At 63.2% G+C, this 21,480-nt stretch carries 19 protein-coding genes; 9 read left to right on the top strand and 10 right to left on the bottom strand.

All coding sequences use genetic code 11. The annotated features are described in order from the left end of the window. Positions 1 to 21: 21 nt before the first annotated feature. The 6 genes from ACE3PH_RS15495 to uca all read left to right on the top strand — a co-directional run bounded on the left by ACE3PH_RS15495 (position 22) and on the right by uca (position 8,147). The gene (locus ACE3PH_RS15495; protein ID WP_374320701.1) at positions 22 to 1,086 is read left to right on the top strand and encodes an ABC transporter substrate-binding protein; all 1,065 of its coding nucleotides are present in this window, start codon (positions 22 to 24) and stop codon (positions 1,084 to 1,086) included. 33 nt (positions 1,087 to 1,119) lie between these two features. Next, positions 1,120 to 1,938: an ABC transporter permease gene (locus ACE3PH_RS15490; protein ID WP_374320699.1), complete on the top strand. Its 819-nt coding sequence runs from the start codon at positions 1,120 to 1,122 to the stop codon at positions 1,936 to 1,938. 11 nt (positions 1,939 to 1,949) lie between these two features. Beyond that, positions 1,950 to 2,792 (top strand): ABC transporter ATP-binding protein, encoded by an 843-nt coding sequence (locus tag ACE3PH_RS15485; RefSeq protein ID WP_374320697.1) that lies wholly within the window; start codon positions 1,950 to 1,952, stop codon positions 2,790 to 2,792. A 140-nt stretch (positions 2,793 to 2,932) separates the two neighbouring features. Further along, positions 2,933 to 3,631: an urea amidolyase associated protein UAAP1 gene (locus tag ACE3PH_RS15480; RefSeq protein WP_374320769.1), complete on the top strand. Its 699-nt coding sequence runs from the start codon at positions 2,933 to 2,935 to the stop codon at positions 3,629 to 3,631. Between the two features lie 19 nt (positions 3,632 to 3,650). Further along, positions 3,651 to 4,310 (top strand): urea amidolyase associated protein UAAP2, encoded by a 660-nt coding sequence (locus tag ACE3PH_RS15475; protein WP_374320695.1) that lies wholly within the window; start codon positions 3,651 to 3,653, stop codon positions 4,308 to 4,310. Between the two features lie 105 nt (positions 4,311 to 4,415). After that, positions 4,416 to 8,147 carry an urea carboxylase gene (gene uca, locus ACE3PH_RS15470; RefSeq protein WP_374320693.1) on the top strand — a complete coding sequence of 1,244 codons (3,732 nt, stop codon included), beginning with the start codon at positions 4,416 to 4,418 and terminating at the stop codon, positions 8,145 to 8,147. A gap of 39 nt (positions 8,148 to 8,186) precedes the next feature. Here uca and ACE3PH_RS15465 read toward each other — a convergent pair whose 3' ends face one another. The 6 genes from ACE3PH_RS15465 to ACE3PH_RS15440 all read right to left on the bottom strand — a co-directional run bounded on the left by ACE3PH_RS15465 (position 8,187) and on the right by ACE3PH_RS15440 (position 15,274). After that, entirely contained in the window at positions 8,187 to 8,564 is a 378-nt protein-coding gene (locus ACE3PH_RS15465; RefSeq protein WP_374320692.1) for a hypothetical protein, read from the bottom strand. A 129-nt stretch (positions 8,565 to 8,693) separates the two neighbouring features. Then, a complete protein-coding gene (locus tag ACE3PH_RS15460; RefSeq protein WP_374320690.1) occupies positions 8,694 to 9,383 on the bottom strand; it encodes a glutathione S-transferase family protein in 690 nt (229 codons plus the stop codon). Between the two features lie 25 nt (positions 9,384 to 9,408). After that, positions 9,409 to 10,812: an efflux transporter outer membrane subunit gene (locus tag ACE3PH_RS15455; protein ID WP_374320688.1), complete on the bottom strand. Its 1,404-nt coding sequence runs from the start codon at positions 10,810 to 10,812 to the stop codon at positions 9,409 to 9,411. Positions 10,813 to 10,840: 28 nt separating this feature from the next. After that, on the bottom strand, positions 10,841 to 12,793 hold the full coding sequence (locus tag ACE3PH_RS15450; protein ID WP_374320686.1) for a MacB family efflux pump subunit: 1,953 nt from the start codon (positions 12,791 to 12,793) through the stop codon (positions 10,841 to 10,843). Positions 12,794 to 12,808: 15 nt separating this feature from the next. Beyond that, a complete protein-coding gene (locus ACE3PH_RS15445; RefSeq protein ID WP_374320684.1) occupies positions 12,809 to 14,062 on the bottom strand; it encodes an efflux RND transporter periplasmic adaptor subunit in 1,254 nt (417 codons plus the stop codon). A 255-nt stretch (positions 14,063 to 14,317) separates the two neighbouring features. Then, entirely contained in the window at positions 14,318 to 15,274 is a 957-nt protein-coding gene (locus ACE3PH_RS15440) for an asparaginase (RefSeq protein ID WP_374320682.1), read from the bottom strand. A gap of 87 nt (positions 15,275 to 15,361) precedes the next feature. On the opposite strand from ACE3PH_RS15440, the gene lexA reads away from it, so the two are divergent. Then, positions 15,362 to 16,060, top strand: a complete 699-nt coding sequence (gene lexA, locus ACE3PH_RS15435; RefSeq protein ID WP_374320680.1) for a transcriptional repressor LexA — start codon at positions 15,362 to 15,364, stop codon at positions 16,058 to 16,060. Positions 16,061 to 16,193: 133 nt separating this feature from the next. After that, positions 16,194 to 16,433, top strand: a complete 240-nt coding sequence (locus ACE3PH_RS15430; RefSeq protein WP_374320678.1) for a hypothetical protein — start codon at positions 16,194 to 16,196, stop codon at positions 16,431 to 16,433. 70 nt (positions 16,434 to 16,503) lie between these two features. On the opposite strand, the gene phbB is transcribed toward ACE3PH_RS15430, so the two are convergent. Genes phbB through ACE3PH_RS15415 form a run of 3 tightly spaced genes read right to left on the bottom strand, consistent with a single transcriptional unit; the run spans position 16,504 to position 20,156 of the window. Beyond that, positions 16,504 to 17,241: an acetoacetyl-CoA reductase gene (phbB, locus tag ACE3PH_RS15425; RefSeq protein ID WP_374320676.1), complete on the bottom strand. Its 738-nt coding sequence runs from the start codon at positions 17,239 to 17,241 to the stop codon at positions 16,504 to 16,506. A gap of 52 nt (positions 17,242 to 17,293) precedes the next feature. After that, positions 17,294 to 18,472 carry an acetyl-CoA C-acetyltransferase gene (locus ACE3PH_RS15420; RefSeq protein WP_374320674.1) on the bottom strand — a complete coding sequence of 393 codons (1,179 nt, stop codon included), beginning with the start codon at positions 18,470 to 18,472 and terminating at the stop codon, positions 17,294 to 17,296. A gap of 58 nt (positions 18,473 to 18,530) precedes the next feature. Further along, positions 18,531 to 20,156, bottom strand: a complete 1,626-nt coding sequence (locus ACE3PH_RS15415; protein WP_374320767.1) for a PHA/PHB synthase family protein — start codon at positions 20,154 to 20,156, stop codon at positions 18,531 to 18,533. 273 nt (positions 20,157 to 20,429) lie between these two features. Here ACE3PH_RS15415 and ACE3PH_RS15410 point away from each other — a divergent pair, with 273 nt between their 5' ends. Further along, entirely contained in the window at positions 20,430 to 20,732 is a 303-nt protein-coding gene (locus tag ACE3PH_RS15410; protein ID WP_374320672.1) for a hypothetical protein, read from the top strand. Here ACE3PH_RS15410 and pgeF read toward each other — a convergent pair. Further along, entirely contained in the window at positions 20,661 to 21,473 is an 813-nt protein-coding gene (pgeF, locus tag ACE3PH_RS15405) for a peptidoglycan editing factor PgeF (RefSeq protein ID WP_374320670.1), read from the bottom strand. The genes ACE3PH_RS15410 and pgeF overlap by 72 nt on opposite strands. Positions 21,474 to 21,480: the final 7 nt, after the last annotated feature.

Raw genomic sequence — 21,480 nt, 5'->3', positions numbered from 1 at the left:
CCAATCTGCCTGGAGCTCTCTATGCGTCGAATCACCCGCACCCCGCTGTCAGCCCCGTCTTCCCATGAGGCGTGCTCTGCTCGCCTGACAGGGTCTTCGCTGTCCCAACGACTGAAGACCCAGGTGCTGAGCGCCATGGCCGCGGTCGCCGCCGCCATGGCCCTCTCAGCACCCTTGCCTGCTGCCGCCGAAGTCAAGGTCGGCGTGTCCGACTGGCCAGGCTGGGTCGCCTGGTATGTGGCCGAACAAAAGGGCTTCTTCAAGAAACATGGCGCCGACGTGAAGCTCGTCTGGTTTGCCAACTACACCGATTCGATTTCTGCCCTGTCGTCCGGCCAACTGGATGCCAACTCGCAGACTTGGTCGGACACCATGGGCCCGCTGGCCAAAGGTGTGCCCGTCAAGACCATCCTGGTCAATGACAACTCTGCCGGCAATGACGCGGTCGTGGTGTCGCCCAAGATCAAGTCCTTCAAGGACCTGAAGGGCAAAACCGTGGCGCTGGAACAGTACAGCGTGTCGCACTTCGTGCTGGTCAATGCACTGGCCAAGAATGGTCTCAAGCAAAGTGACGTCAAGATCGTCAACCTGAGCGCCGGCGACGCTGCTGCTGCCTTCATGGCTGGCCGGGTCGATGCGGCCGTGGTGTGGAACCCCTGGATCCACCAGATCGAAGTCAGCGGCAAGGGCAAGGCGCTGTTCACCTCCAAGGACATGCCCGGCCTGATTCCCGACTTGCTGGTCGCGCAGGACAAGGCCATCAAGGCCAAGCGCAAGGACCTGGTCGGGATGATCAAGGCCTGGTTCGACACCGTGGCGTTCATCAAGGCCCAGCCCGATGAGGCCGCCAAGATCATGAGCAAGATCGTCAGCCTCAAGCCCGACGAATACAAGGTGCTGTTGCCCGGTACCAAGTTCTTCGACGCAGCAGCCAACAAGGCCGCCATGGATGCCAAGGACCCGCTGTCGCTGATTGCCGTGGCCCCGACCGTGACCAGCTTCTTGTTGGACAACAAGCTCATCGACGGCAAGCCCGATGTGAGCAAGGGCGTGGATGCCAGCCTGCTGGCCGAAGCCCTGAAATAAGTCTCTCACTGCGCCATCAGAAGGACGCTCCGCATGCAGGCATCAAGCAAGCCCCCCTCCCGCCCCAACCGGTTGCTGGCCATTCGCCAAGGCATTCCTGGCTGGCTTTACTGGACTCTCGCGGTGGCAGGCTTGCTGCTGCCTGTGCTGGTCTGGATCATCGCCACCTCGATAGGTCATGTCGACCCGGTCTTCCTGCCCAGCCCGGCCAGCGTGCTGGAGCGCACCAAGGCCTGGTGGGACGATGACCTGCTGGGCGACATCGGCATCAGCGTGATGCGGGTGGTGGTGGGCTGGGCCTTGTCAGCCCTGCTGGCGATGCCCCTGGGGCTGCTGATCGGCACCTGGCGAGGCTTCCAAGCCTTGATGGAACCGCTGATGGACTTCATCCGCTACATGCCGGCCGTGGCCTTCATTCCCCTGGTCATGGTGTGGGTGGGCATCGATGAAAGTGCCAAAGTGGCGGTCATCTTCATCGGCACGTTCTTCCAAATGGTGCTGATGGTGGCCGAAGACGTGCGGCGCGTGCCAATGGCCCAGATCGAGGCGGCACAGACCATGGGGGCCACACGCGGAGAAATCATCGAGAAGGTGATCGTCCCCTCGGCCAAGCCGGCCCTGCTGGACACCCTGCGCGTGACCATGGGCTGGGCCTGGACCTACCTGGTGGTGGCCGAGCTGGTGGCCGCCAACTCGGGCCTGGGTTACGCCATTCTGAAAGCGCAGCGCTTCCTGCAGACCGACAAGATTTTTGCCGGGATCCTGCTGATCGGTGTCATCGGTCTGGTGATCGACCAGCTCATGCGCTTTGCCCACCGCAAGGCCTTCCCCTGGATGTATGCCCGCCACTGAGGAGTCAGACCATGAGCATCCAATGTGAACACCTCTTCAAGACCTACCCCGGCGCCACGGCCCCTGCCCTGCAGGACGTGAGCCTGAGCGTTGCGCCCGGTGAGTTTGTGGTCCTGGTCGGCGCGTCCGGCTGTGGCAAATCGACTCTGCTACGCACCATGGCCGGCCTGGAGGACTACAGCGAGGGCACGCTGATGACCGATGGCCAGCCAATTTGCGGCCCCGGCCCGGATCGGGCCATGGTCTTCCAGCACTACAGCCTCTACCCCTGGCTGACCGTGCAGCAGAACATCCGCTTTTGCCGACAGCTCAAGGCCCACACGCGCGACCGCAGCAGTGCAGACGTGGAAGACGCCGCGGGGCGCGCCGATGCCCTGCTGCGCCTGATGGGCCTCACCCATGTGGCCGAGGCCTACCCCAGCCAGCTCTCGGGCGGCATGCAGCAACGTGTGGCCATTGCCCGCGCGCTGATGAGCAAGCCGCCCATCTTGCTGATGGACGAGCCCTTTGGTGCGCTGGACGCCCAGACACGCGAAGTGATGCATGACCTCATCAAGTACGTGCACCACCTGGAGCGCACCACCATCATCTTCGTGACCCACGATGTGGAAGAAGCCATCTACCTGGGTGACCGCGTGGTGCTGATGGCGCCACGCCCAGGACGCATCGACTCGATCCACACCGTGCCGCTGCCGGCGAAGCGCTCGCAGGACATGCGCATGTCGCCCGAGTTTCTACAGCTCAAGCGCACCCTGCTGGATCGCATCCGCGAGACCTCCGGCATGAAAACCGATTTCGAACTGCTCGACAAGCTCAGCCGCTCGGCCGAGGCCGTTGCCTCTGGTGCGCAATGAGGCGCGAAGCTGTCGACAAGGAGCCCCACATGACCTCGTCTTTCCTTTTTGAAGTTCCCGACAACCCACCTGTGGCCAACCCGGTGGATGCCCCTGCCTTCTGGCGCCGTTTTGCGGCTGATCTGCCCGAGGACCGCGTCATGTGGTCGGAGATCGTGCCCGGCGGCTGTCACTGGTCGTATGTGATGCCGCGCGGCAGCCGCCTGCGCATGGTCGCGCTGGATGCGGGTGCCAACCTCAGCATGGTGCTCTACCACGCCCGGGAAAAGCTGGAGCGCTACAACATGCCCGACTCGCTCAAGGCCCAGCACACTGCGCACTACACAAGGGGCCATGTGCTGATGAGCGACATGGGCCGCTCCCTGGCCAGCATCACGGCAGACACCGTGGGCTGGCACGACCCGCTGGGCGCTCTGCTGGACCACGAACGCATGCTGGCGAAGTACGGTGACCACAGCTTCCACGACTACCGCAACGGCATGTTCCGCAGCGGCAAGGATGGCCTGCTCATCGAAATTGGCAAATATGGCCTGAGCCGCCGCGACCTGATCGCCCCGGTGAACTTCTTCAGCAAGGTGGCCGTCGACGCCGAAGGCCGATTCCAGTTTGCGCCCGACCATGCGCCCGCCGGCAGCATGGTGGAGCTGCGCTTCGACATGGACACCCTGATCGCCCTGTCGACCGCACCGCACCCCCTCAACCCATCGCCCAGCTACGCACCCGGCAAGGTGGGCCTGGCGGCCTGGAAATCAGGCCCTGCGCCGGCAGACGACTACTGCCGGGCATTCCGCGGCGAATGCGCCCGGGCCATGCACAACGCCGACATGCTCTACCTGTGAGCCGCGAAGGAGAACCCCGATGACTGCTGCTGCCATCCGCATCCAGGAAAGCGCCCTGCAACCCGAACAGGCCGTGGTCAACCACGTGCTGCCCTCCGGCGAGCCCTACCTGCTCCAGTTCAACCAGGGCCAGACCCTGCGCATTGTTGACCTCGAAGGCAACCAGGCCGTCGACGTGCTGTTCTACAACGCCAACGACCTGGCCGAGCACTACAGCGCCACCGACACCATGCTGGCCCAAAGTGGCATCTACCTGACCACCGGTTCAGTACTGATGTCCAGCGAAGGCAACCCCATGCTCACCATCGTGGCCGACACCTGCGGCCGCCATGACACGCTGGGTGGTGCCTGTGCAGCCGAAAGCAACACCGTGCGCTACGCCCTGCAAAAGAAGTTCATGCACAGCTGCCGGGACAACTACCTGATCGCACTGCAGCATGCCGACATCGGGCTGGGCAAGCGCGACCTGGTGCCCAACATCAACTTCTTCATGAATGTGCCCGTGACCAGCGATGGCGAACTCACATTTGCCGACGGGGTATCCGGACCGGGCAAATACGTCGAGCTGCGCGCAGAGATGGACATCCTCATGCTGGTCTCCAACTGCCCGCAACTCAACAACCCGTGTAACGCCTACAACCCCACCCCAGCCCAGTTCCTGGTGTGGGACCCCGTCTGACGCAGCTCCCCTGACCGGGGCATGTGCCCCGCCCGGCAGGACGACCTGCCGCGTGCCATTCCCTCACGCAGGACGACCTGCATGCGCTGCTGAAAGCCCGCCCTCATGACTTCCGCTGCTGCTCCTCGCTTCGACACGGTCCTCATCGCCAACCGTGGCGCCATTGCCTGCCGCATCATCCGCACCCTGCGCAAGATGGGTCTCAAGGCAGTGGCCATCTACTCGGAGGCCGATGCCGATGCGCGCCACGTGTCCCTGGCCGACGCCAGCGTCTGCGTGGGCCCGGCCCCTGCTGCCCAGAGCTACCTGAATGTCGAGCGCATTCTGGAGGCCGCCCGCCAGACCGGCGCGGGAGCCATCCACCCCGGCTACGGATTCCTGTCGGAAAACCCGGGCTTCGCCCAAGCTTGCGAAGAAGCCGGCATCGCCTTCATCGGGCCCTCGCCCGAGCAGATGCGGGCCTTCGGCCTCAAGCACACAGCACGCGATCTGGCTCAGCAACACCAGGTTCCGCTGTTGCCGGGGACCGACCTACTGCACGATGTGGTGCAGGCCAAAGCCGAAGCCCAGCGCATTGGCTACCCCGTGATGCTCAAGAGCACGGCCGGTGGCGGCGGCATCGGCATGCGCCTGGTGCGCACCGACGCCGAACTCGAAGCCGCCTACGACGCCGTGGCCCGTCTGGCGCAGTCCAATTTCAAGGATGCCGGCCTGTTCCTGGAGAAATTCGTCGAACGCGCCCGTCACATCGAGGTTCAGCTGTTTGGGGATGGGCGCGGCCAAGTCGTCGCCCTGGGTGAGCGCGACTGCTCGGCCCAGCGCCGCAACCAGAAGGTCATTGAAGAGACCCCCGCGCCCGGCTTGTCGGCCGACACCCGCAGCGCCCTGCTCGACTGTGCCGTGCGCCTGGGCCAGGCGGTCAGCTACCGCTCCGCCGGCACAGTCGAATTCGTGCTCGATGCCGATACCGGTGCCTTCTACTTCCTGGAGGTCAACACCCGGCTGCAAGTCGAACATGGCGTGACCGAACAGGTCACCGGGGTGGACCTGGTGGAGTGGATGGTGAAACTGGCCCGCGGTGACGTGTGGAAGCTGGAAGCGCCGTCTCCCCAAGGGGCCTCGATTCAGGTGCGGCTCTATGCCGAAGACCCCGCCCGCAACTTCCAGCCCAGTGCCGGCGTGCTCACGGAAGTGGTCTTCCCCGACAACGTGCGCCTGGATGGTTGGGTCGAAACCGGCTCGGATGTCCCGCCCTACTACGACCCGATGCTGGCCAAGCTGATCGTCACCGCCCCGGATCGGGCACAGGCCGTCGCCAAACTCCAGCAAGCGCTGGCGGACACCCGTCTGGCCGGCATCGAAACCAATCTGCGCTACCTGCGTGCCGTCACGGCCGCACCGGTGTTCGTGCAAGGCGAAGTCGTCACCCGCACCCTGGGGCAGTTCGCCTGGCAACCGCGTGCGCTCGAAATCATGGAAGGTGGTGTGCAGACCACCGTGCAGGACTGGCCGGGCCGCACCGGCTACTGGGATGTGGGCGTGCCACCTTCCGGGCCCATGGACGACCTGCACCTGCGGCTGGCCAACCGCCTCATTGGCAACGATGAAGGTGCAGCAGCGCTGGAGTGCACCGTCGGTGGCCCCACCCTGCGCTGCCATGCGGACACCGTGATCGCCCTGACCGGTGCGCCCATGCCCGTCACCCTGGACGGCCAGTCCCTGCACCACGACCAGGTCTTCAACCGTGCGCTGCCCCTGAAAGCTGGCAGCGTACTGAAGCTGGGCACCGCGCCGCTGGCCGAAGGCGGCGCCCGTACCTACCTGGCCGTGCAAGGCGGGCTGGACGTGCCCCTTTACCTGGGCAGCCGCAGCACCTTCACCCTGGGGCAGTTTGGCGGACACGCCGGCCGCACCCTGCGCACCGGCGACATGCTGCATGTGCACCCGGCCCCGGAAGGCGCCCTCGCATTCGCCGACCTGGGGCTGGATGCGCCACGCCACCCGGCACATGCCCTGCCCCAGCAACTCACGCCCACGCTCAGTCGCCACTGGGATATCGGCGTGCTATACGGCCCGCACGGCGCTCCAGACTTCTTCACGCCGGAAGACATCACCACCGTCTTCGCCACCGACTACCAGGTGCACTACAACAGCAGCCGCACGGGCGTGCGCCTGATCGGCCCCAAGCCGCAATGGGCGCGCACCGATGGTGGCGAGGCAGGCCTGCACCCATCCAACATCCACGACAACGCCTACGCCATCGGCGCCATCGACTTCACCGGCGACATGCCCGTCATCCTGGGGCCTGATGGCCCAAGCCTGGGCGGCTTTGTCTGCCCGGCCGTGGTGGTATCCGCCGAGCGCTGGAAACTGGGCCAATTGAAGGCCGGCGACACCGTGCGCTTCCACGCCATCAGCCATGAACAGGCCGAGGCCATGCAGGCCGCACAAAACCGCCTGCTGGCAGCCGTGGGCCAGACCGTGGTGCCCGATGCCGTCAGTGCCCCTGCACTGCCCGAAGGCACACCGGCCGATGAGGTGGCCAGCACGCTGACGCCTGTGCTGTCTCGCCGAGAAGCCAGCCAGAGCGAGCACGACCTGCCCGCCCGCTGTGTTCGCCAAGCCGGTGACCGCTACATCCTGGTTGAATACGGCCCGCTGGTCCTCGACCTGGAGTTGCGCTTCCGCGTGCATGCCCTGATGACGGCGCTGCAAGCGCTGCGTGATGCCGGCAGCCTCGTCGGCATCATCGACATGACCCCTGGCATCCGCTCGCTGCAGATCCACTTCGAGCCAACCCAACTATCTCGTGGCGACTTGCTGGGCGCCATTGATGCAGCCGAAGCCAGCCTGCCCGCCATCGACGACATCACCGTGCCCACCCGCACAGTCTGGCTGCCGCTGAGTTGGGACGACAGCGCCACCCGCCTGGCCATCGAGAAGTACATGCAGTCGGTGCGGCCTGATGCACCCTGGTGCCCCAGCAACATCGAGTTCATTCGCCGCATCAATGGCTTGGACAGCATCGAGGAGGTCAAGCGCATCGTCTTCGAAGCCCGCTACCTGGTCATGGGCCTGGGCGATGTCTACCTGGGTGCACCCGTGGCCACGCCCCTGGACCCCCGCCATCGCCTCGTCACCACCAAGTACAACCCGGCTCGCACCTGGACCCCCGAGAACGCCGTGGGCATCGGCGGTGCCTACATGTGCGTCTACGGCATGGAAGGCCCCGGCGGCTACCAGTTCGTCGGGCGCACAGTCCAGATGTGGAACCGCTGGCGCGACGAGCGGGGCGGTGCAGCCGACTTCGAAGCCGGCAAGCCCTGGCTGCTGCGCTTTTTTGACCAGGTGCGCTTCTACCCTGTCGGCGAGAAGGAGTTGCTGCAGATGCGCCGCGACTTCCCGGCCGGCCGCATGAAGCTGCGCGTCGAACACGGCACCTTCAGCCTGGGCGAATACCGTCGATTCCTGGCCCACGAGGCCCACAGCATCGCAGCCTTCAAGGCGCAGCAGCAACAGGCCTTCCATGAAGAGCGTGAACGCTGGAAAGCGTCAGGGCAGGATGGCAGCCTGAGCGAGCCCGACATGGCTGAAGGCGTGCCGGAAGAGGCCCTGCCGGAAGGTGCCACAGCCGTAGGCAGCCCCGTACCCGGCAGCGTCTGGAAGGTGCTGGTGACCGAAGGGGACACCGTGACCGAAGGTCAGACCGTGGCGGTCGTGGAGTCCATGAAAATGGAATTCCCGGTGCTGTCCCCGGTTGCAGGCCAGGTGCTGAGTGTGCGCTGCAAGGAAGGCAGCGGCGTCACGGCTGGGCAGCAGGTGGTGGTGGTGGGCTGAGGCCCGCCCTCCTGCTGAAACCAGCTGCGGGGATGCGGCTTAGCGCAGGCGCCCCACGTAACGCTGTTCGACCTGGCGCATGGCAGCCACGTTTTGCTGCAACGACGCCAGCACGCTGTCAGGCCAGGTTGAGACCTCGGCTGTCGGGGCCGGTGCGGCCGGTGCTGCCACAGCAGCTGGCGAAGCCTCGACAGGCTTCGCATGGCGGCGCGGACGCAGGTCATCCAGTGCAGCCTCCAGCTTGTCTGCCCAGGAAGCGAGATCGGGGTCGTTCTCCGCACGGCAGACCCGGATGATCTCGGTGGCGTACTCCAGATTGCAGGCCATCCACTCGGTATCCGTGACACGTCCGAGCTTGCGACGGATCAGCACATGGATATGAGCAGCAATGGCCAGGCGTGAACTTTCTTGACTCATGTTCGGGGTACTCCTTCTTGGGGATCACCCGTATGCAACATGGATGCCAGACCATTTCAGCTGCTGACAAAGAGGCAGAGCAAATTGATCAGGTAGCAGCGCACCACACCGGTGCGCATGGCGCCCAACTCACTGCCCGATCAACACCGGACCGCCCTTTGCCAAGGCCTGCTGGTAGGCTGGCCGGGCATGCATCTGGTCGCGATAGCGCAGCAGATTGGGCGTCTGAGACAGATCGCCCCCGCGCGACAGCAAGGCCTCGACTGCAAAGCTCATCTGGAAGTCGGCCAGGGCGATCTGATCCCCCGTGAACCAGGCATGTGTCGCCAGGTGCTTTTCAATGAAGGCCGTGGCATTGGCCAGATTGGGATCGATCAGCTTCTTTTGAACCTGTGCACACAATTGTCGGGCGATCGGCCTGACGAAAAAAGGCATGGGCTGCGTCGGAATGGTCATGAACACCAGTTTCATGACCAGCCAGTTCATCAGCGAGCCTTCGGCATAGTGCATCCAGAAGCGCTGCTGGAAGTGGGCGTCAGCACCGGCAGCCGGCACCAGGTTACCCAGCGATGCAGGCGCCTGCGCCCCATAGCGCTCGACCAGATATTCCAGAATGGCGGCCGACTCGGCCACCACCAGATCACCATCGGTGATAACCGGCGACTTGCCCAGCGGATGCACCTGCTTCAACTCAGGCGGTGCCAGTTTGGTCTTGGGGTCTCGCTTGTAGACCTTGATCTGATACGGTAGCCCCAACTCTTCGAGGAGCCACAACACGCGCTGCGAACGCGAAAATTCCAGGTGGTGTACGGTGATCATGCAACGGATGATAGATGAAGCCGCATCACTGCGCCGAAGGGCTCAACATGTCCCCACCCAGCGCCTGATACAGCGTCACGGCGTTGTTCAGGCGGTTCAGACGGTTTTCTGCCAGGCTGTTTTCCGCCGTGCGGCGAGACTCCTGTCCATCCAGCCAGGTCTTGAGCGGAATGGCACCTGCGCGGTACTGCACCTCATACAGGCGCTCGACCTTGCGCGCAGCAGCCAAAGCGATTTCGAGCTGCTCAGCCTGCGCATCGTATTGCTGGCGAGCCGACAAGGCATTCTCGACATCAGCCAGCGCCTGATACCAGGTCTGGCGGAAGGCCACGATGGCCACATCGGCGTCGGCCTGCGAAACCGCCACATTGCGCTGCATGTCGCGCCACTGCACGAAAGGCAGCACCAGCCCCGCACCCAGGGTGCCGATCGGGTGTGCCAGCACGTCAGACAAGGCTGAGCTGCTGCCCCCTACGCTGCCGGTCAATGTCAAGGTCGGGTAGTAGCCAACCCGAGTGGCATCGACCGTGGCCACGTTCTCGCGCAGGCGCAATTCAGCCGCCTTCAGATCCGGCCGACGGGTCAGCAAGGACGCCGGCAGTCCAGCCTCCACTGCTGGCAGCCCTGCATCCGGCAACCGCGCCAATTCCGGGAAGGCCGCACCGGGTGGGCCATCAAACAGAATGGCCAAGGCATTGCGTGCCTCCACCCGTTGCTGAATCAACTGGGTATGTGACGCCAATTGCGACGTCAAGGTCTGGGTTGCTTCGGCTTCTTCCAGACCGGAGGCACTGCCCGCACGGTGCTGAGCCTGCACCAGCTCCAGCGTCTTGCGCGCATAGGCAATGCTTTCCTCGCTGGCCACAATGCGCTGGTTCAGATAGGCAATCTGCCAGTACAAGTCCGTGACGGTGCCCACCAGAGACAAGCCTGCCGCCTGCCGGTCTTCTTCCGTGGCCTGCGCCTCCCAATCAGCCACATCGCGCAAAGCGGCCAGACGCCCCCAGAGATCCAGCTCCCAGCTGACCTCGGCAGCGGCCGTGTTGGTCCGGGTGGTCGATCCGCCCGACAGGCGACGGCTGTTCGAACTGCTGGCCGACACGCTCACGGTCGGCAACTGGTCACTGGCTGCCAGGCCCGCCTTCAACTGGGCCTTGCGGACCTTGATGGCCGCCTGAGCCAGATCCCCATTGCGTTGGAGCGCTTCCGCTACGAGCTTGTCGAGTTGGGCATCTCCAAAGCGGGTCCACCAGCGGTCAGCCGACTGCGCATCTGGCTGGGCCGTCGTACCGGCTGCTGCCGAAGCTTGCTGCCAGGATGCCGGCACCCTGACATCAGGACGCTCGAAGGCAGTGCGCTGGCTGGCACACCCAGCCAGCAGGCTCATCGACACCATCAGGGCCAGGGGAATCAGGCGCGGTTGGTCCATGTTCATCTTCAACACTGTTTCACCACTTTCACTGACGGGCCAGCGCCTCGACAGGATCAAGACGCGCGGCACTGCGCGCCGGCAGGAAGCCGAACATCACCCCGATCAAGGAGGACACGGCCACGGCCAACACGATGGAAGCCACCGAATAGACCATCTGGAACGAGCCCCCGACCAGGGTAAAGACTTCACCAATCAACAAGGCCAGGGCAATGCCGAGGATCCCGCCAAGCAGACAGACCAGCACGGCCTCGATCAGGAACTGACGCAGGATATCGCTCTGACGCGCCCCCACCGCCATGCGCACCCCAATCTCCTGGGTCCGCTCGGTCACCGACACCAGCATGATGTTCATCACCCCGATGCCGCCCACGATCAGCGAGATCACGGCAATCGACGAGATCAGCAACTTCATGGTTTGCGTGGTGCTCTCGATGGTCTGCCGGATGCTGTCGCTGTTGCGCACAAAGAAGTCCTGAGAGCCATGTCGCTGCGTCATCAGCTTGGTGATACCTTGCTCGGCTGCAGCCGATGACACGCTATCACTGACCCGCACCGTGATGCTGCGCACATAGGACTGCCCCAGCAAACGGCGCATGCCTGTGGTGTAAGGCACCCAGACATTGAGGTTGTCGCTGGCCATGAAGGCGCTGTCCTGGGGTTTGGTCACCCCGACCACTCGCACCGGCACACTGCCCAGGAAAATCACGGCCCCGATCGGGTCCTCCCAATCCGCGAAGAGCGCCTTGAGGGTGTTCGGGTCGATCACGGCTTCCTGACCTTGGCGACGCACGCTCTCGGCATCAAAGGCCTGGCCCAGATCCATGTTGTAGCCCTTCACCCGGAAGAACTGGTCTCCCACCCCGGTGACGTTGGCTGTGGCCTCCAGGTTGCCACGTCGAGCCGTCACGCTGGTGCTCACGCTGGGCGACACGCTGTCGACATAGCTCAGCTTGGCCAGCGCCTCGGCATCGCGCGGCACCAAGGTGCGGATCTTGCTCGCCTGCCGGTCACCAAAGTTCTTGCCCGAGAAGATGTCGATCGTGTTCGTCCCCATGGACGCGATGTCCTTGAGCACCCGCTGCTGCGAGCCTTCACCCAAGGCCACCATGGACACCACGGATGCGATGCCAATGATGATGCCCAGCATGGTCAGCAGCGTGCGCAAACGATGCCCGGCCATGGCGCGCAAGGCCATGACAAACGCTTCCTGGAACTGATCCCAGCGCGCCCGCCAGGGGTGTGGGTCTGCCGGCGTGTGTGACGCGCGGACCTGGCGGGACGTGTCCGCCCCGTCCCGCACGCGGTCTGAAACGATCTCGCCATCGGCAATCTCGATGATGCGCTGCGCGTGCTCGGCCACCTTGGCATCGTGGGTCACGATGATCACGGTATGGCCCTCAGCATGCAACTCACCCAGGATCTTCATCACCTCGGCACCGCTGGTGGTGTCGAGCGCCCCGGTCGGTTCGTCCGCCAGGATCACGTCACCCCCGTTCATCAGCGCACGTGCAATGCTGACGCGCTGCTGCTGGCCGCCTGAAAGCTGGCCAGGCCGGTGGTGCACGCGGTCACCCAGCCCCAAGCGGGTCAACAAAGCCTTGGCACGCTCGTCACGCTGAACTGCGCCGTAGCCCGCATAGATGGCCGGGATCTCGGCATTGCCAAGGGCGGTCAGGTCCCCCAGCAGGTGATAACGTTGAAAGATGAAGCCGAAGTGCTCGCGACGCAGCCGTGCCAGATCATCCGGCCCCATCAGGCTGGTCTCCTGCCCGGCCACCTCGTAAACGCCACGCGTCGGCCGATCCAAACAGCCGAGGATGTTCATCAAGGTCGACTTGCCCGACCCCGATGCCCCCATGATGGCCACCATTTCGCCGGCATGAATCGTCAGGTTGATGTTCTTGAGAACGGCAACTGTGCCTTCCCCGGAAGGGAATTCACGCCAGAGGTCCTTGACCTCCAACAGTGCTTGGGTCATGGTCTGCCCCTGTGATCAGAACATCGGAGGGCCACCGCGGCGCGAACTGCTGGACGATGACGAGCCTCCGCTGGCTTCGCCCACCACCACCTTGTCACCCTCTTTCAGACCTTCCAGCACCTGAGCCTGCACGCGGTTGTTCAGCCCCACGCGCACCTTGCGGGCGACCAGTCGCTGAGCCTTGCCTTCCTCACCTTCGAGGACGCGCACCGTGTAGCGGCCATCCTTGCCTTTCTCGCCCAGCGCGGTCGCCGGGATCACCAGGGCATGGTCGGCCTTGTTCAGCACGATGATGACCTGGGCCGTCATGTCAACACGCAACTTGCCATCCGGATTGGGCACCTGGAACAGGCCGTTGTAGTAGATGGCCGACGTCGTGCTTGAAGACGAAGACGACGAAGTGGATGTCGAAGAACTGCTGGACGTCGACGTGCTATCGGTCTGCTCAGAATCCGGAGCCGGCTCAATCTGCTTGAGCGTCGCGTCGTAGCGCTTGTCTGGTTCACCCATGATGGTGAAATAAACCGGCAGACCAGGCTTCACGCGCACCACGTCAGCTTCGGAAATCTGGGCCTTGATCTCGACCGTGTCCAGCTTGTTGATCTTGATGATGGTTGGCGCCGACTGCGAGGCATTCACCGTGCGCCCCTCTTCGGCCAGCACGGCAATCACCACACCGTCAATCGGTGCCACGATCTTGGTGTAACCCAGGTTGGTCTTGGCGGTGTCCACAGCAATGTGGGCCTGCTTGATCTGCGCCTCGATCTCGCCGATGGCAGCCTTGGCTGTCAGCATGGTGGCCTCGGCATCTTCGTAATCGGCGCGCGAGCCCGCATCCTGGTCCAGTAACTCTTTTTGCCGCTTGTAGGCCAGCGTGGCCTGGTTCAAGGTGGCTTGCTTGGCGCGCAACTGTGCTTCATACAAAGCGACATCCGCCTCGGCGTTATGCAAGCTGTTGGTTTGCGTGGTGGAGTCAATCTCTGCCACCAACTGGCCCTTCTTGACGGTGTCGCCCACATCCACATACAGACGCTTGATCTGACCGGAAGCCTGCGCACCCACCTTCACTTCGGTGGCAGCCTGGATGGTGCCACTGGCCAGCACGGTGTCTTCCATGTCCTGGATGGAGGCCTCCGATGTGATCACCGCCGGCAGAGCTGGCGGCGTGAAGAAGTATTTCTTGATGCCCCACGCCGCAGCGACCAGCACCACCAGGATCACCACCAGACGCCCAGGGGTGAACCACGCAACAAACTTGTTTTTGTTCATGAGGTCAAATATCTTCCGCAAACGTTTACGTAACGTAGTCAGCGGGTAAAGCAAAAGTAAAGCCTACCTGAAACCGGGCCATTGTGCCGTGCGCAATTTGAATGCCGATATGCCAATTTGGTTCCCCGGGCTGTCATGAGCCCGTCATCTGTCTTGCCTAAACTGCCAGCTGTCCCGAGGAACAGGCTCTGAGAGGCCATCCGAGGATGAGGGTTCACTCCGGCCCGTCGGACACCGCAGTCGACTTGTGAGCCTTCAATCCTCCGCAGGGACACCTAATAACTCCAGCATCAGGGCGACTCTGGCCTGCGCAACGGTGACATCGCCAGCCGCAGGCCAGATATCACCGTCCCGCCGCTGGACCCCGCCCCTGGCGACGCGCGTACTGCGCCACACCTGCACCCCCAAGCGTTCGGCATGAAACAGCACCTGCTCCAGTTGATGGTGCACCGTGCCATGCCCTGTACACGCCACCACAATGCCATTCGGCATGGTGTCGGGCGAGCGCAGGGCTGCATCCAGCAAACGCCCATCGGCCCCCGCATGGCTGACCACGATATCGACACGGGGCTGAGCATGGTCCAGCAAAACAGACCACCCAGCGCCACAGGCCTGCGGCCAGGCTGCCAAGCTACCCAGCGGGCCGTCATGCCCCATCAAAGCCAGAGGATCTTGCCCGCCGCCATCGAACGCGTCATCGATGTGCCAACTGTGGGCCTTGCGTACAGCACGTGCCGACCAAACCCGCCCCGCCATCACTGCACAGACGCCGTGCACACCGGTACGCGCAGCCTCGTTCACCAGCCGAACAGCATCCAGCAGATTACGCGGCCCATCAGCCTGCGCTGAAGTGGCCGGCCGCATCGCCGCCGTCAGCACCACCGGCTTGGCCACATCAACCAAGCGATGCAGCAGGTACGCGGTCTCTTCCAGGGTGTCGGTGCCGTGGGTGATCACCACGCCAGCCACATCATCTCGGGCCAGACCTTCGCGCAACGCACGTGCCAGCACCTGCCAGACAGCCCAATCCATGTCCTTGCTGTCGACCTGCGCCACCTGCTGCACATCCAGGATGAAGTCAGACAGCGCCGGCACAGCGGCTACCAGTTGCTCGACGCTCAACTGTGCCGCGGCATAGCGCAAGGCATCCGGCCCATCTCCGACACCGGCAATCGTGCCGCCGGTGCCCAGCACCAGCACGGTCTGTCCCATCAACTGTCTCCAACGCCTTCAAAAAGTACTGGACAAATCAACAGCCCTGTATAAAATGACAGCAAACAGCCATCCAGCAACTGCGAGATGAACGATAAACCCAAACTCACGCCGCGCCAGCAAGAAATTTTCGAGCTGATCCAACGCGCCATCGCCCGCACGGGCGCGCCGCCTACACGCGCCGAGATCGCGGCCGAGTTGGGCTTTCGCTCTGCGAACGCGGCTGAAGAGCACTTGCAGGCACTCGCCCGCAAAGGGGTCATCGAACTGCTCGGTGGCACCTCCCGCGGCATCCGCCTGAAGGCAGGCACGCTGCGCACCGTCAACGAAACACGCAAGAAGGTGCCCGCTGCCGATGCCATGCCTTTCAGCATGACCCTGCCTGGGCTCGAGCAACTGGTCTTGCCTCTGGTGGGCCGTGTAGCCGCAGGTCACCCTATCCTGGCCCAGGAGCACATCGAACAGTCTTATGCGGTCGAGCCCAGCCTCTTTGCCAAACGCCCTGATTACCTGCTGCGCGTACGCGGCATGAGCATGAAAGACGCGGGCATCCTCGATGGTGACCTGCTGGCAGTGGCCCGCGCACGCGAAGCCCGCAATGGCCAGATCGTGGTCGCGCGCCTCGGTGACGAGGTCACCGTCAAACGATTCAAACGTACCCCTCAGGGCATCGAGTTGCTGCCCGAAAACCCCGATTTCGAACCCATCCTGGTGTCACCCGACCACCCCGACTTCGAGCTGGAAGGCCTGGCAGTCGGGCTGATCCGAAACCAGCCTCTCATGTAAATCCACTGCCCTTGTGGCAACGCCCCCGTACGGGTGGCGGGCATTCGCACGCCTGTTCAAGGTCGTGCAGTCCCGTACGCTGGCGTCCGTCTGGAATCCTGCCGAACTTCCTCAGTCTGTTACGGAGTTCAACATGATCCATTACCTCGCTCGTGCCTTGTTCCTCCATCCATCGCCTTCGGCCCGCCCTATCGTGGTTCGAACCGAACCCCAGATGGCCGCGGAACGCACCACACCCGTGCGCCCAGCCAGCCCGCTGCGCATCTGCAGCGATCCGAGCGATGCCCGCCGCACAGTCATCACCGGCCGCTTTGCCGATGTGTGCGCGGCGCTCGACAAACTGGTGATGGAACAGGAAGCGCAGTCCTGCTGAGCATGAAAAAAGCCCCGGGCCAATGGCGCGGGGCTTTTGAGTTGAATTGGCTGCACAAGGCAGCCAGGTATCAGCCCATGTGCAGACCACCGTTGACGGAGAAGTCTGCCCCGGTAGCGAAACCGGACTCCTCTCCGGCAACCCAGGCCACCATCGAGGCGATTTCCTCGGGCATGCCCAGACGCTTCACAGGAATGGTGGCCACAATCTTGTCCAGCACGTCCTGACGGATGGAGCGGACCATGTCGGTGCCGATATAGCCAGGCGATACGGTGTTCACCGTCACACCCTTGTTGGCCACTTCCTGGGCCAGCGCCATGGTGAAGCCATGCATACCGGCCTTGGCAGCCGAGTAGTTGGTCTGACCAAACTGGCCCTTTTCACCGTTGACCGAGCTGATGTTGATGATGCGGCCCCAGCCACGCTCAACCATGTCATCAATGACCTGCTTGGTCACGTTGAACAGGCTGTTCAGGTTGGTGTCCATCACGGCATCCCAATCGGCCTTCGTCATCTTGCGGAACATGCCATCGCGGGTGATACCGGCGTTGTTCACCAGCACATCGATCGGGCCATGCTCGGCTCGGGCCTTCTTGAAGGCCTCCACGGTCGACTCCCACTCCGACACATTGCCCACCGAGGCGAAAAACTCATAGCCGAGCGCATGTTGCTCGTTGAGCCACTTTGTGAAATCCCGGCTGGGACCACAACCCGCAATCACCTTGAAACCATCTTTATGCAGGCGTTGGCAAATGGCGGTACCGATACCGCCCATGCCCCCTGTCACATAGGCGACTTTCTGACTCATGTTTCTCTCCTCTAAATGAACATCGTTAATGTGGTTGAGCGTAAGCCCTTAATCAGCGTTCGACTGTCAGGGCAACCCCCATCCCCCCCCCAATGCAAAGGGAAGCGATCCCCTTCTTGGCGTCGCGCTTTTGCATCTCATGCAGCAGCGTCACCAAAATCCGGCAGCCGGAAGCACCGATCGGGTGACCAATGGCAATCGCGCCACCGTTCACGTTGACCTTGCTGGTGTCCCAGCCCATTTCCTTATGCACGGCACATGCCTGCGCAGCAAAGGCTTCGTTGATCTCCAGCAGGTCCAGATCGGCAGGCTTCCAGCCAGCACGCTCCAGCGCACGGCGCGACGCGGGAACGGGGCCCATGCCCATGTAGGCGGGGTCGAGCGCGGCATTGGCGTAGGAAGCGATACGGGCCATGGGCTTGAGGCCCAACTGTTGCGCCTTGGCAGCAGACATCACCATCACGGCAGCGGCCCCGTCATTGATGCCGGATGCATTGCCAGCCGTCACCGAGCCGGTCTTGTCAAAGGCCGGGCGCAAGCCAGCCAGCGCTTCAGCGGTTGTCTTGCGGTTCGGGTATTCGTCGGTGTCAAACACCAGCGGATCGCCTTTGCGCTGTGGGATCACCACCGGCACGATTTCATCCTTGAAGCGCCCACCGTCAATCGCGGCAATGGCCTTGTGCTGGGAAGCCAGCGCCAGCGCATCCTGCTCTTCGCGGCTGATGCCGTACTTCTTGGCCACATTCTCAGCGGTGATGCCCATGTGGTACTGGTTGTAGACGTCCCACAGGCCGTCGTTGATCATCGAGTCAACCAGTTGCCAATTGCCCATGCGCTGACCATCGCGCGAAGCAGGCAGCACGTGCGGCGACAGGCTCATGTTTTCCTGACCACCGGCAATCACCACTTCGGCATCGCCATCACGGATGGCTTGTGCAGCCAGCATCACAGCCTTGAGGCCAGAACCACAGACCTTGTTGATGGTCATGGCCGGCACGGCCTGCGGCAAACCGGCCTTGATCACGGCCTGGCGCGCCGGGTTCTGACCACAACCTGCTTGCAGCACCTGACCCAGGATCACTTCGCTGATCTGATCACCCGGCAAGCCCGTGCGCTTGAGCAGATCCTGAATGACCAACGCACCCAACTCCGCGGCCGGGCTCTTGGCCAGGGTTCCGCCGAATTTGCCTACGGCCGTCCGCGCGGCGGCAACGATCACGATGTCAGTCATGGTTAGCTCCTTATGTGGGTGCAATCTGTCGAGAAAAAAGGGCCCGCGCCTTGTGGGCTCAGACCTTGCGAAGGACGTAGCGACCGGGTGCCGGCTCGATCACCGGATACTGCCGGCTCCCCAACTGCTTGGGTGCGGCCACCTGGGCACCGCCCTGATCCGCCAGCCAGGTCGACCAGGTGGTCCACCAGCTGCCGGGGTGTTCTTCTGCCGTGGCCATCCATGCCTGCGCGGTAGCTGGCAGGGCCTGGCCTTCGGGTGTCGTCCAGAAACTGCGCTTGCGCTTTTCTGGCGGGTTGATGACCCCTGCGATATGCCCGGAAGCACCCAGCACGAATGTCTTCGGGCCGCTGACCACGCGGGTTGAGGCATAAGCGCTGTCCCACGGCACGATGTGGTCTTCGCGCGAGCCATAAATGAAGGTGGGCATGTCCAGCAGGCGCAGGTCCAACGGCTCACCGCACACGGTCACGGCATCGGGCTTGACCAGGTTGTTTTCCAGATAGGTGTTACGCAGATACCAGCAGTACATGGGGCCCGGCAGGTTCGTGCTGTCGGCATTCCAGTACAAGAGGTCGAATGCCGGCGGCTTTTCCCCTTTGAGGTAGTTGCCCACCACATAGTTCCATACCAGGTCGTTGGCGCGCAGGAACGAGAAAGTGGCAGCCAGCTCGCTGCCCTTCATCAGACCGCCGCCTTGCGGACCGCGCTCGCCAATGGTCACCTCGCGCAACTGCACCATGGGCTCGTCAACAAACAGATCCAGCGTGCCGGTGTTGCAGAAATCAAGGAAGGCCGTCAGCAGGGTCAGGCTGGCCAGCGGCTTCTCGCCTCGGCGCGCCAGCACCGCCGCCGCTGTGGCGACCAAGGTGCCGCCAATGCAGAAACCCAGTGCGTTGATCCGTTGAGACCCGCTGATGTCCTGCACCACCGACATGGCCTTCATCACGCCTTGCTCGATGTAGTCATCCCACGAGGCCTTCTCCAGGCTTTCGTCGGCATTGACCCAGCTGACCACGAACACGCGGTGGCCTTGCGAGACCGCATAGCGGATCAGGGAGTTGTCCGGCTGCAGATCGAGGATGTAGTACTTGTTGATGCAGGGCGGCACCAGCAGGAAAGGCCGCTCGTAGACCTTGGCCGTCAAAGGCTTGTATTCGATCAGTTGGAAGAAGGGGTTTTCGTAGACCACCGCCCCTTCGGTGGTGGCCACATTGCGTCCCACCTCGAAAACCGACTCGTCGGTCTGAGAGACATGCCCTTGACGGATGTCGTTGAGCAGCAGTTGCATGCCTTGTGTCAGGCTCTCACCATGGGTATCGAGCGCCTTCTTCTGGGCCTCGGGGTTCAGGGCCAGGTAGTTGGAGGGCGAAGCCGCGTCCACCCACTGCTGGACCGCGAAACGGATGCGCTCGCGCGACTTGAGATCACCCCCTGTGACGCTGTCGGCCATGCGCTTGAGCGTCTGGGCATTGAGCAGGTACATCGACGCCATGAAGGCGCTTGCTGGGTTGCTGCTCCACTCAGGCGCAGCGAAGCGGCGATCGCTCGGGTGCAACTGATCCGGCTTTTCCAGGGCCTGATTCCACAGGGCTGTGGCCTGCTGCAGGTAGTCCTGCTGGATCTGCGACCATTGCTCGACCGGCACACTCAGACCGGCCATCGACTGCAAGGCCTCGCCCATGCTGTGGGTCAGTGCGGCCAGTTTGGGGTCTTCCTGCACGGCTTCTGTCGTGCTGGCCGTTTCTGGCCCCTTCTTCTCGCTCTTGCTTGTGGTTTTTCTGGTGCGAGAACGGGTAGTGACTGACATATCTCTCCTTGCTTGTCTGTTTGGATCATGCAGCGGGAATTTGACAGTTCCATGTTGCTGCAATCAATGCACAGTGTCGTTGAGCCACGGACAATATCAAGCAAACTTCAGGCCCCAAACCCACCAAATTAAGGAAAACCCTAGGTCATGTGGATGTGGATCATCGCCATCGGCTGGATGTTCGTCGTCGTCATCGCCGCCCTTGTGGAAGCCTTCGGCACGCCCGGATCCGTGCTGGGTGGCATCGTCACCCTGCTCTTCTATGGCGTGGTGCCACTGGGGCTGCTGATGTATGTGCTGGGAACGCCGCTGCGACGCAAGGCGCGGCTGGCTCAGGAACAGTTGGAACGCGAAGTGACGCCTGCCGACACGACGCCATCAGTCGAGCAGCCAGATACAGGCGGCCTGCCGACCGGTGACCCGCTCCCGCCGATAAGAAAAGAACCGTGAACTGTCGCTGACGGTGCACAGCGCTCCTCCACTGACCTGCTGAACGCCGAGCACCGCCAGACGGTCTCTCGCGAGACCAGGCAAGTCAGCCAGCCACCGAGGCACGCCATCAGCGCCACGCACTGGCTTGAAATGGGCATGGGGCTCAGCCGGATCGGCTCCGAAACCGATCAGCACATCAGCCCCCACCTCGAAGGCGGTCGGGCCAATACAGGGCCCCAACCACACCCGCAGGTCGACGGGGTCTACCGAGGCTGCCTCGCACAGTGCCGCGACCCCTGTTTCCAGAATGCCCCGCCCCGCCATGACGCCCGCACCAGCCAGCCCTCGCCAGCCCGCATGCAAAGCGGCCACACCACGGGCATCGGGCGCCGCCACCAACACGGGCAGGCAATCAGCCACCATGGCCGTGCAGACCACACCAGGCTCGGTTGTCAGCGCCCCATCGGCGACGGGTTCGTCCACTCGCCCCGCATCGTGCGCAGTGAGTCGAAGCACATCGTGGCCATGCACCTGCTGCATCCAGACGGCACCGGCTTCGGTCAGCCCGGCCAAGGCGGCACGGTTCGCCAGCACATCATCCAGCCGATCCCCCACATGGCTGCCCAGGTTGAAGGCATCGTAGGGTGCAGTGCTGCCGGCCCCCACCCAGCGACGGGTCGTCATGACCGCGCCCACACCGGGGCCCATGTCGGGGTGCAGCCAATCAGCTGGCCAGGAAGGTGAAGTCAGGGATATCATCGCGCCC

It is taken from the genome of Aquabacterium sp. (assembly GCF_041909175.1).
Classification (GTDB): Bacteria; Pseudomonadota; Gammaproteobacteria; order Burkholderiales; family Burkholderiaceae_C; genus Aquabacterium.
Note: the sequence above shows the minus strand (reverse complement) of the source record. Positions and strands in the feature narration are given on the sequence as shown.

What these genes read in the sequence shown, in the direction of transcription:
- lexA (WP_374320680.1), top strand. Translation starts at nt 15,362, where the DNA reads ATGAACGATAAACCCAAACTCACGCCGCGCCAGCAAGAAATTTTCGAG.
- pgeF (WP_374320670.1), bottom strand. Translation starts at nt 21,473, where the DNA reads ATGATATCCCTGACTTCACCTTCCTGGCCAGCTGATTGGCTGCACCCC.
- ACE3PH_RS15465 (WP_374320692.1), bottom strand. Translation starts at nt 8,564, where the DNA reads ATGAGTCAAGAAAGTTCACGCCTGGCCATTGCTGCTCATATCCATGTG.
- ACE3PH_RS15440 (WP_374320682.1), bottom strand. Translation starts at nt 15,274, where the DNA reads ATGGGACAGACCGTGCTGGTGCTGGGCACCGGCGGCACGATTGCCGGT.
- ACE3PH_RS15490 (WP_374320699.1), top strand. Translation starts at nt 1,120, where the DNA reads ATGCAGGCATCAAGCAAGCCCCCCTCCCGCCCCAACCGGTTGCTGGCC.
- ACE3PH_RS15410 (WP_374320672.1), top strand. Translation starts at nt 20,430, where the DNA reads ATGTGGATGTGGATCATCGCCATCGGCTGGATGTTCGTCGTCGTCATC.
- ACE3PH_RS15460 (WP_374320690.1), bottom strand. Translation starts at nt 9,383, where the DNA reads ATGATCACCGTACACCACCTGGAATTTTCGCGTTCGCAGCGCGTGTTG.
- uca (WP_374320693.1), top strand. Translation starts at nt 4,416, where the DNA reads ATGACTTCCGCTGCTGCTCCTCGCTTCGACACGGTCCTCATCGCCAAC.
- ACE3PH_RS15455 (WP_374320688.1), bottom strand. Translation starts at nt 10,812, where the DNA reads ATGGACCAACCGCGCCTGATTCCCCTGGCCCTGATGGTGTCGATGAGC.
- ACE3PH_RS15415 (WP_374320767.1), bottom strand. Translation starts at nt 20,156, where the DNA reads ATGGGCGAGGCCTTGCAGTCGATGGCCGGTCTGAGTGTGCCGGTCGAG.
- ACE3PH_RS15475 (WP_374320695.1), top strand. Translation starts at nt 3,651, where the DNA reads ATGACTGCTGCTGCCATCCGCATCCAGGAAAGCGCCCTGCAACCCGAA.
- ACE3PH_RS15450 (WP_374320686.1), bottom strand. Translation starts at nt 12,793, where the DNA reads ATGACCCAAGCACTGTTGGAGGTCAAGGACCTCTGGCGTGAATTCCCT.
- ACE3PH_RS15430 (WP_374320678.1), top strand. Translation starts at nt 16,194, where the DNA reads ATGATCCATTACCTCGCTCGTGCCTTGTTCCTCCATCCATCGCCTTCG.
- ACE3PH_RS15445 (WP_374320684.1), bottom strand. Translation starts at nt 14,062, where the DNA reads ATGAACAAAAACAAGTTTGTTGCGTGGTTCACCCCTGGGCGTCTGGTG.
- ACE3PH_RS15480 (WP_374320769.1), top strand. Translation starts at nt 2,933, where the DNA reads ATGTGGTCGGAGATCGTGCCCGGCGGCTGTCACTGGTCGTATGTGATG.
- ACE3PH_RS15495 (WP_374320701.1), top strand. Translation starts at nt 22, where the DNA reads ATGCGTCGAATCACCCGCACCCCGCTGTCAGCCCCGTCTTCCCATGAG.
- ACE3PH_RS15485 (WP_374320697.1), top strand. Translation starts at nt 1,950, where the DNA reads ATGAGCATCCAATGTGAACACCTCTTCAAGACCTACCCCGGCGCCACG.
- ACE3PH_RS15420 (WP_374320674.1), bottom strand. Translation starts at nt 18,472, where the DNA reads ATGACTGACATCGTGATCGTTGCCGCCGCGCGGACGGCCGTAGGCAAA.
- phbB (WP_374320676.1), bottom strand. Translation starts at nt 17,241, where the DNA reads ATGAGTCAGAAAGTCGCCTATGTGACAGGGGGCATGGGCGGTATCGGT.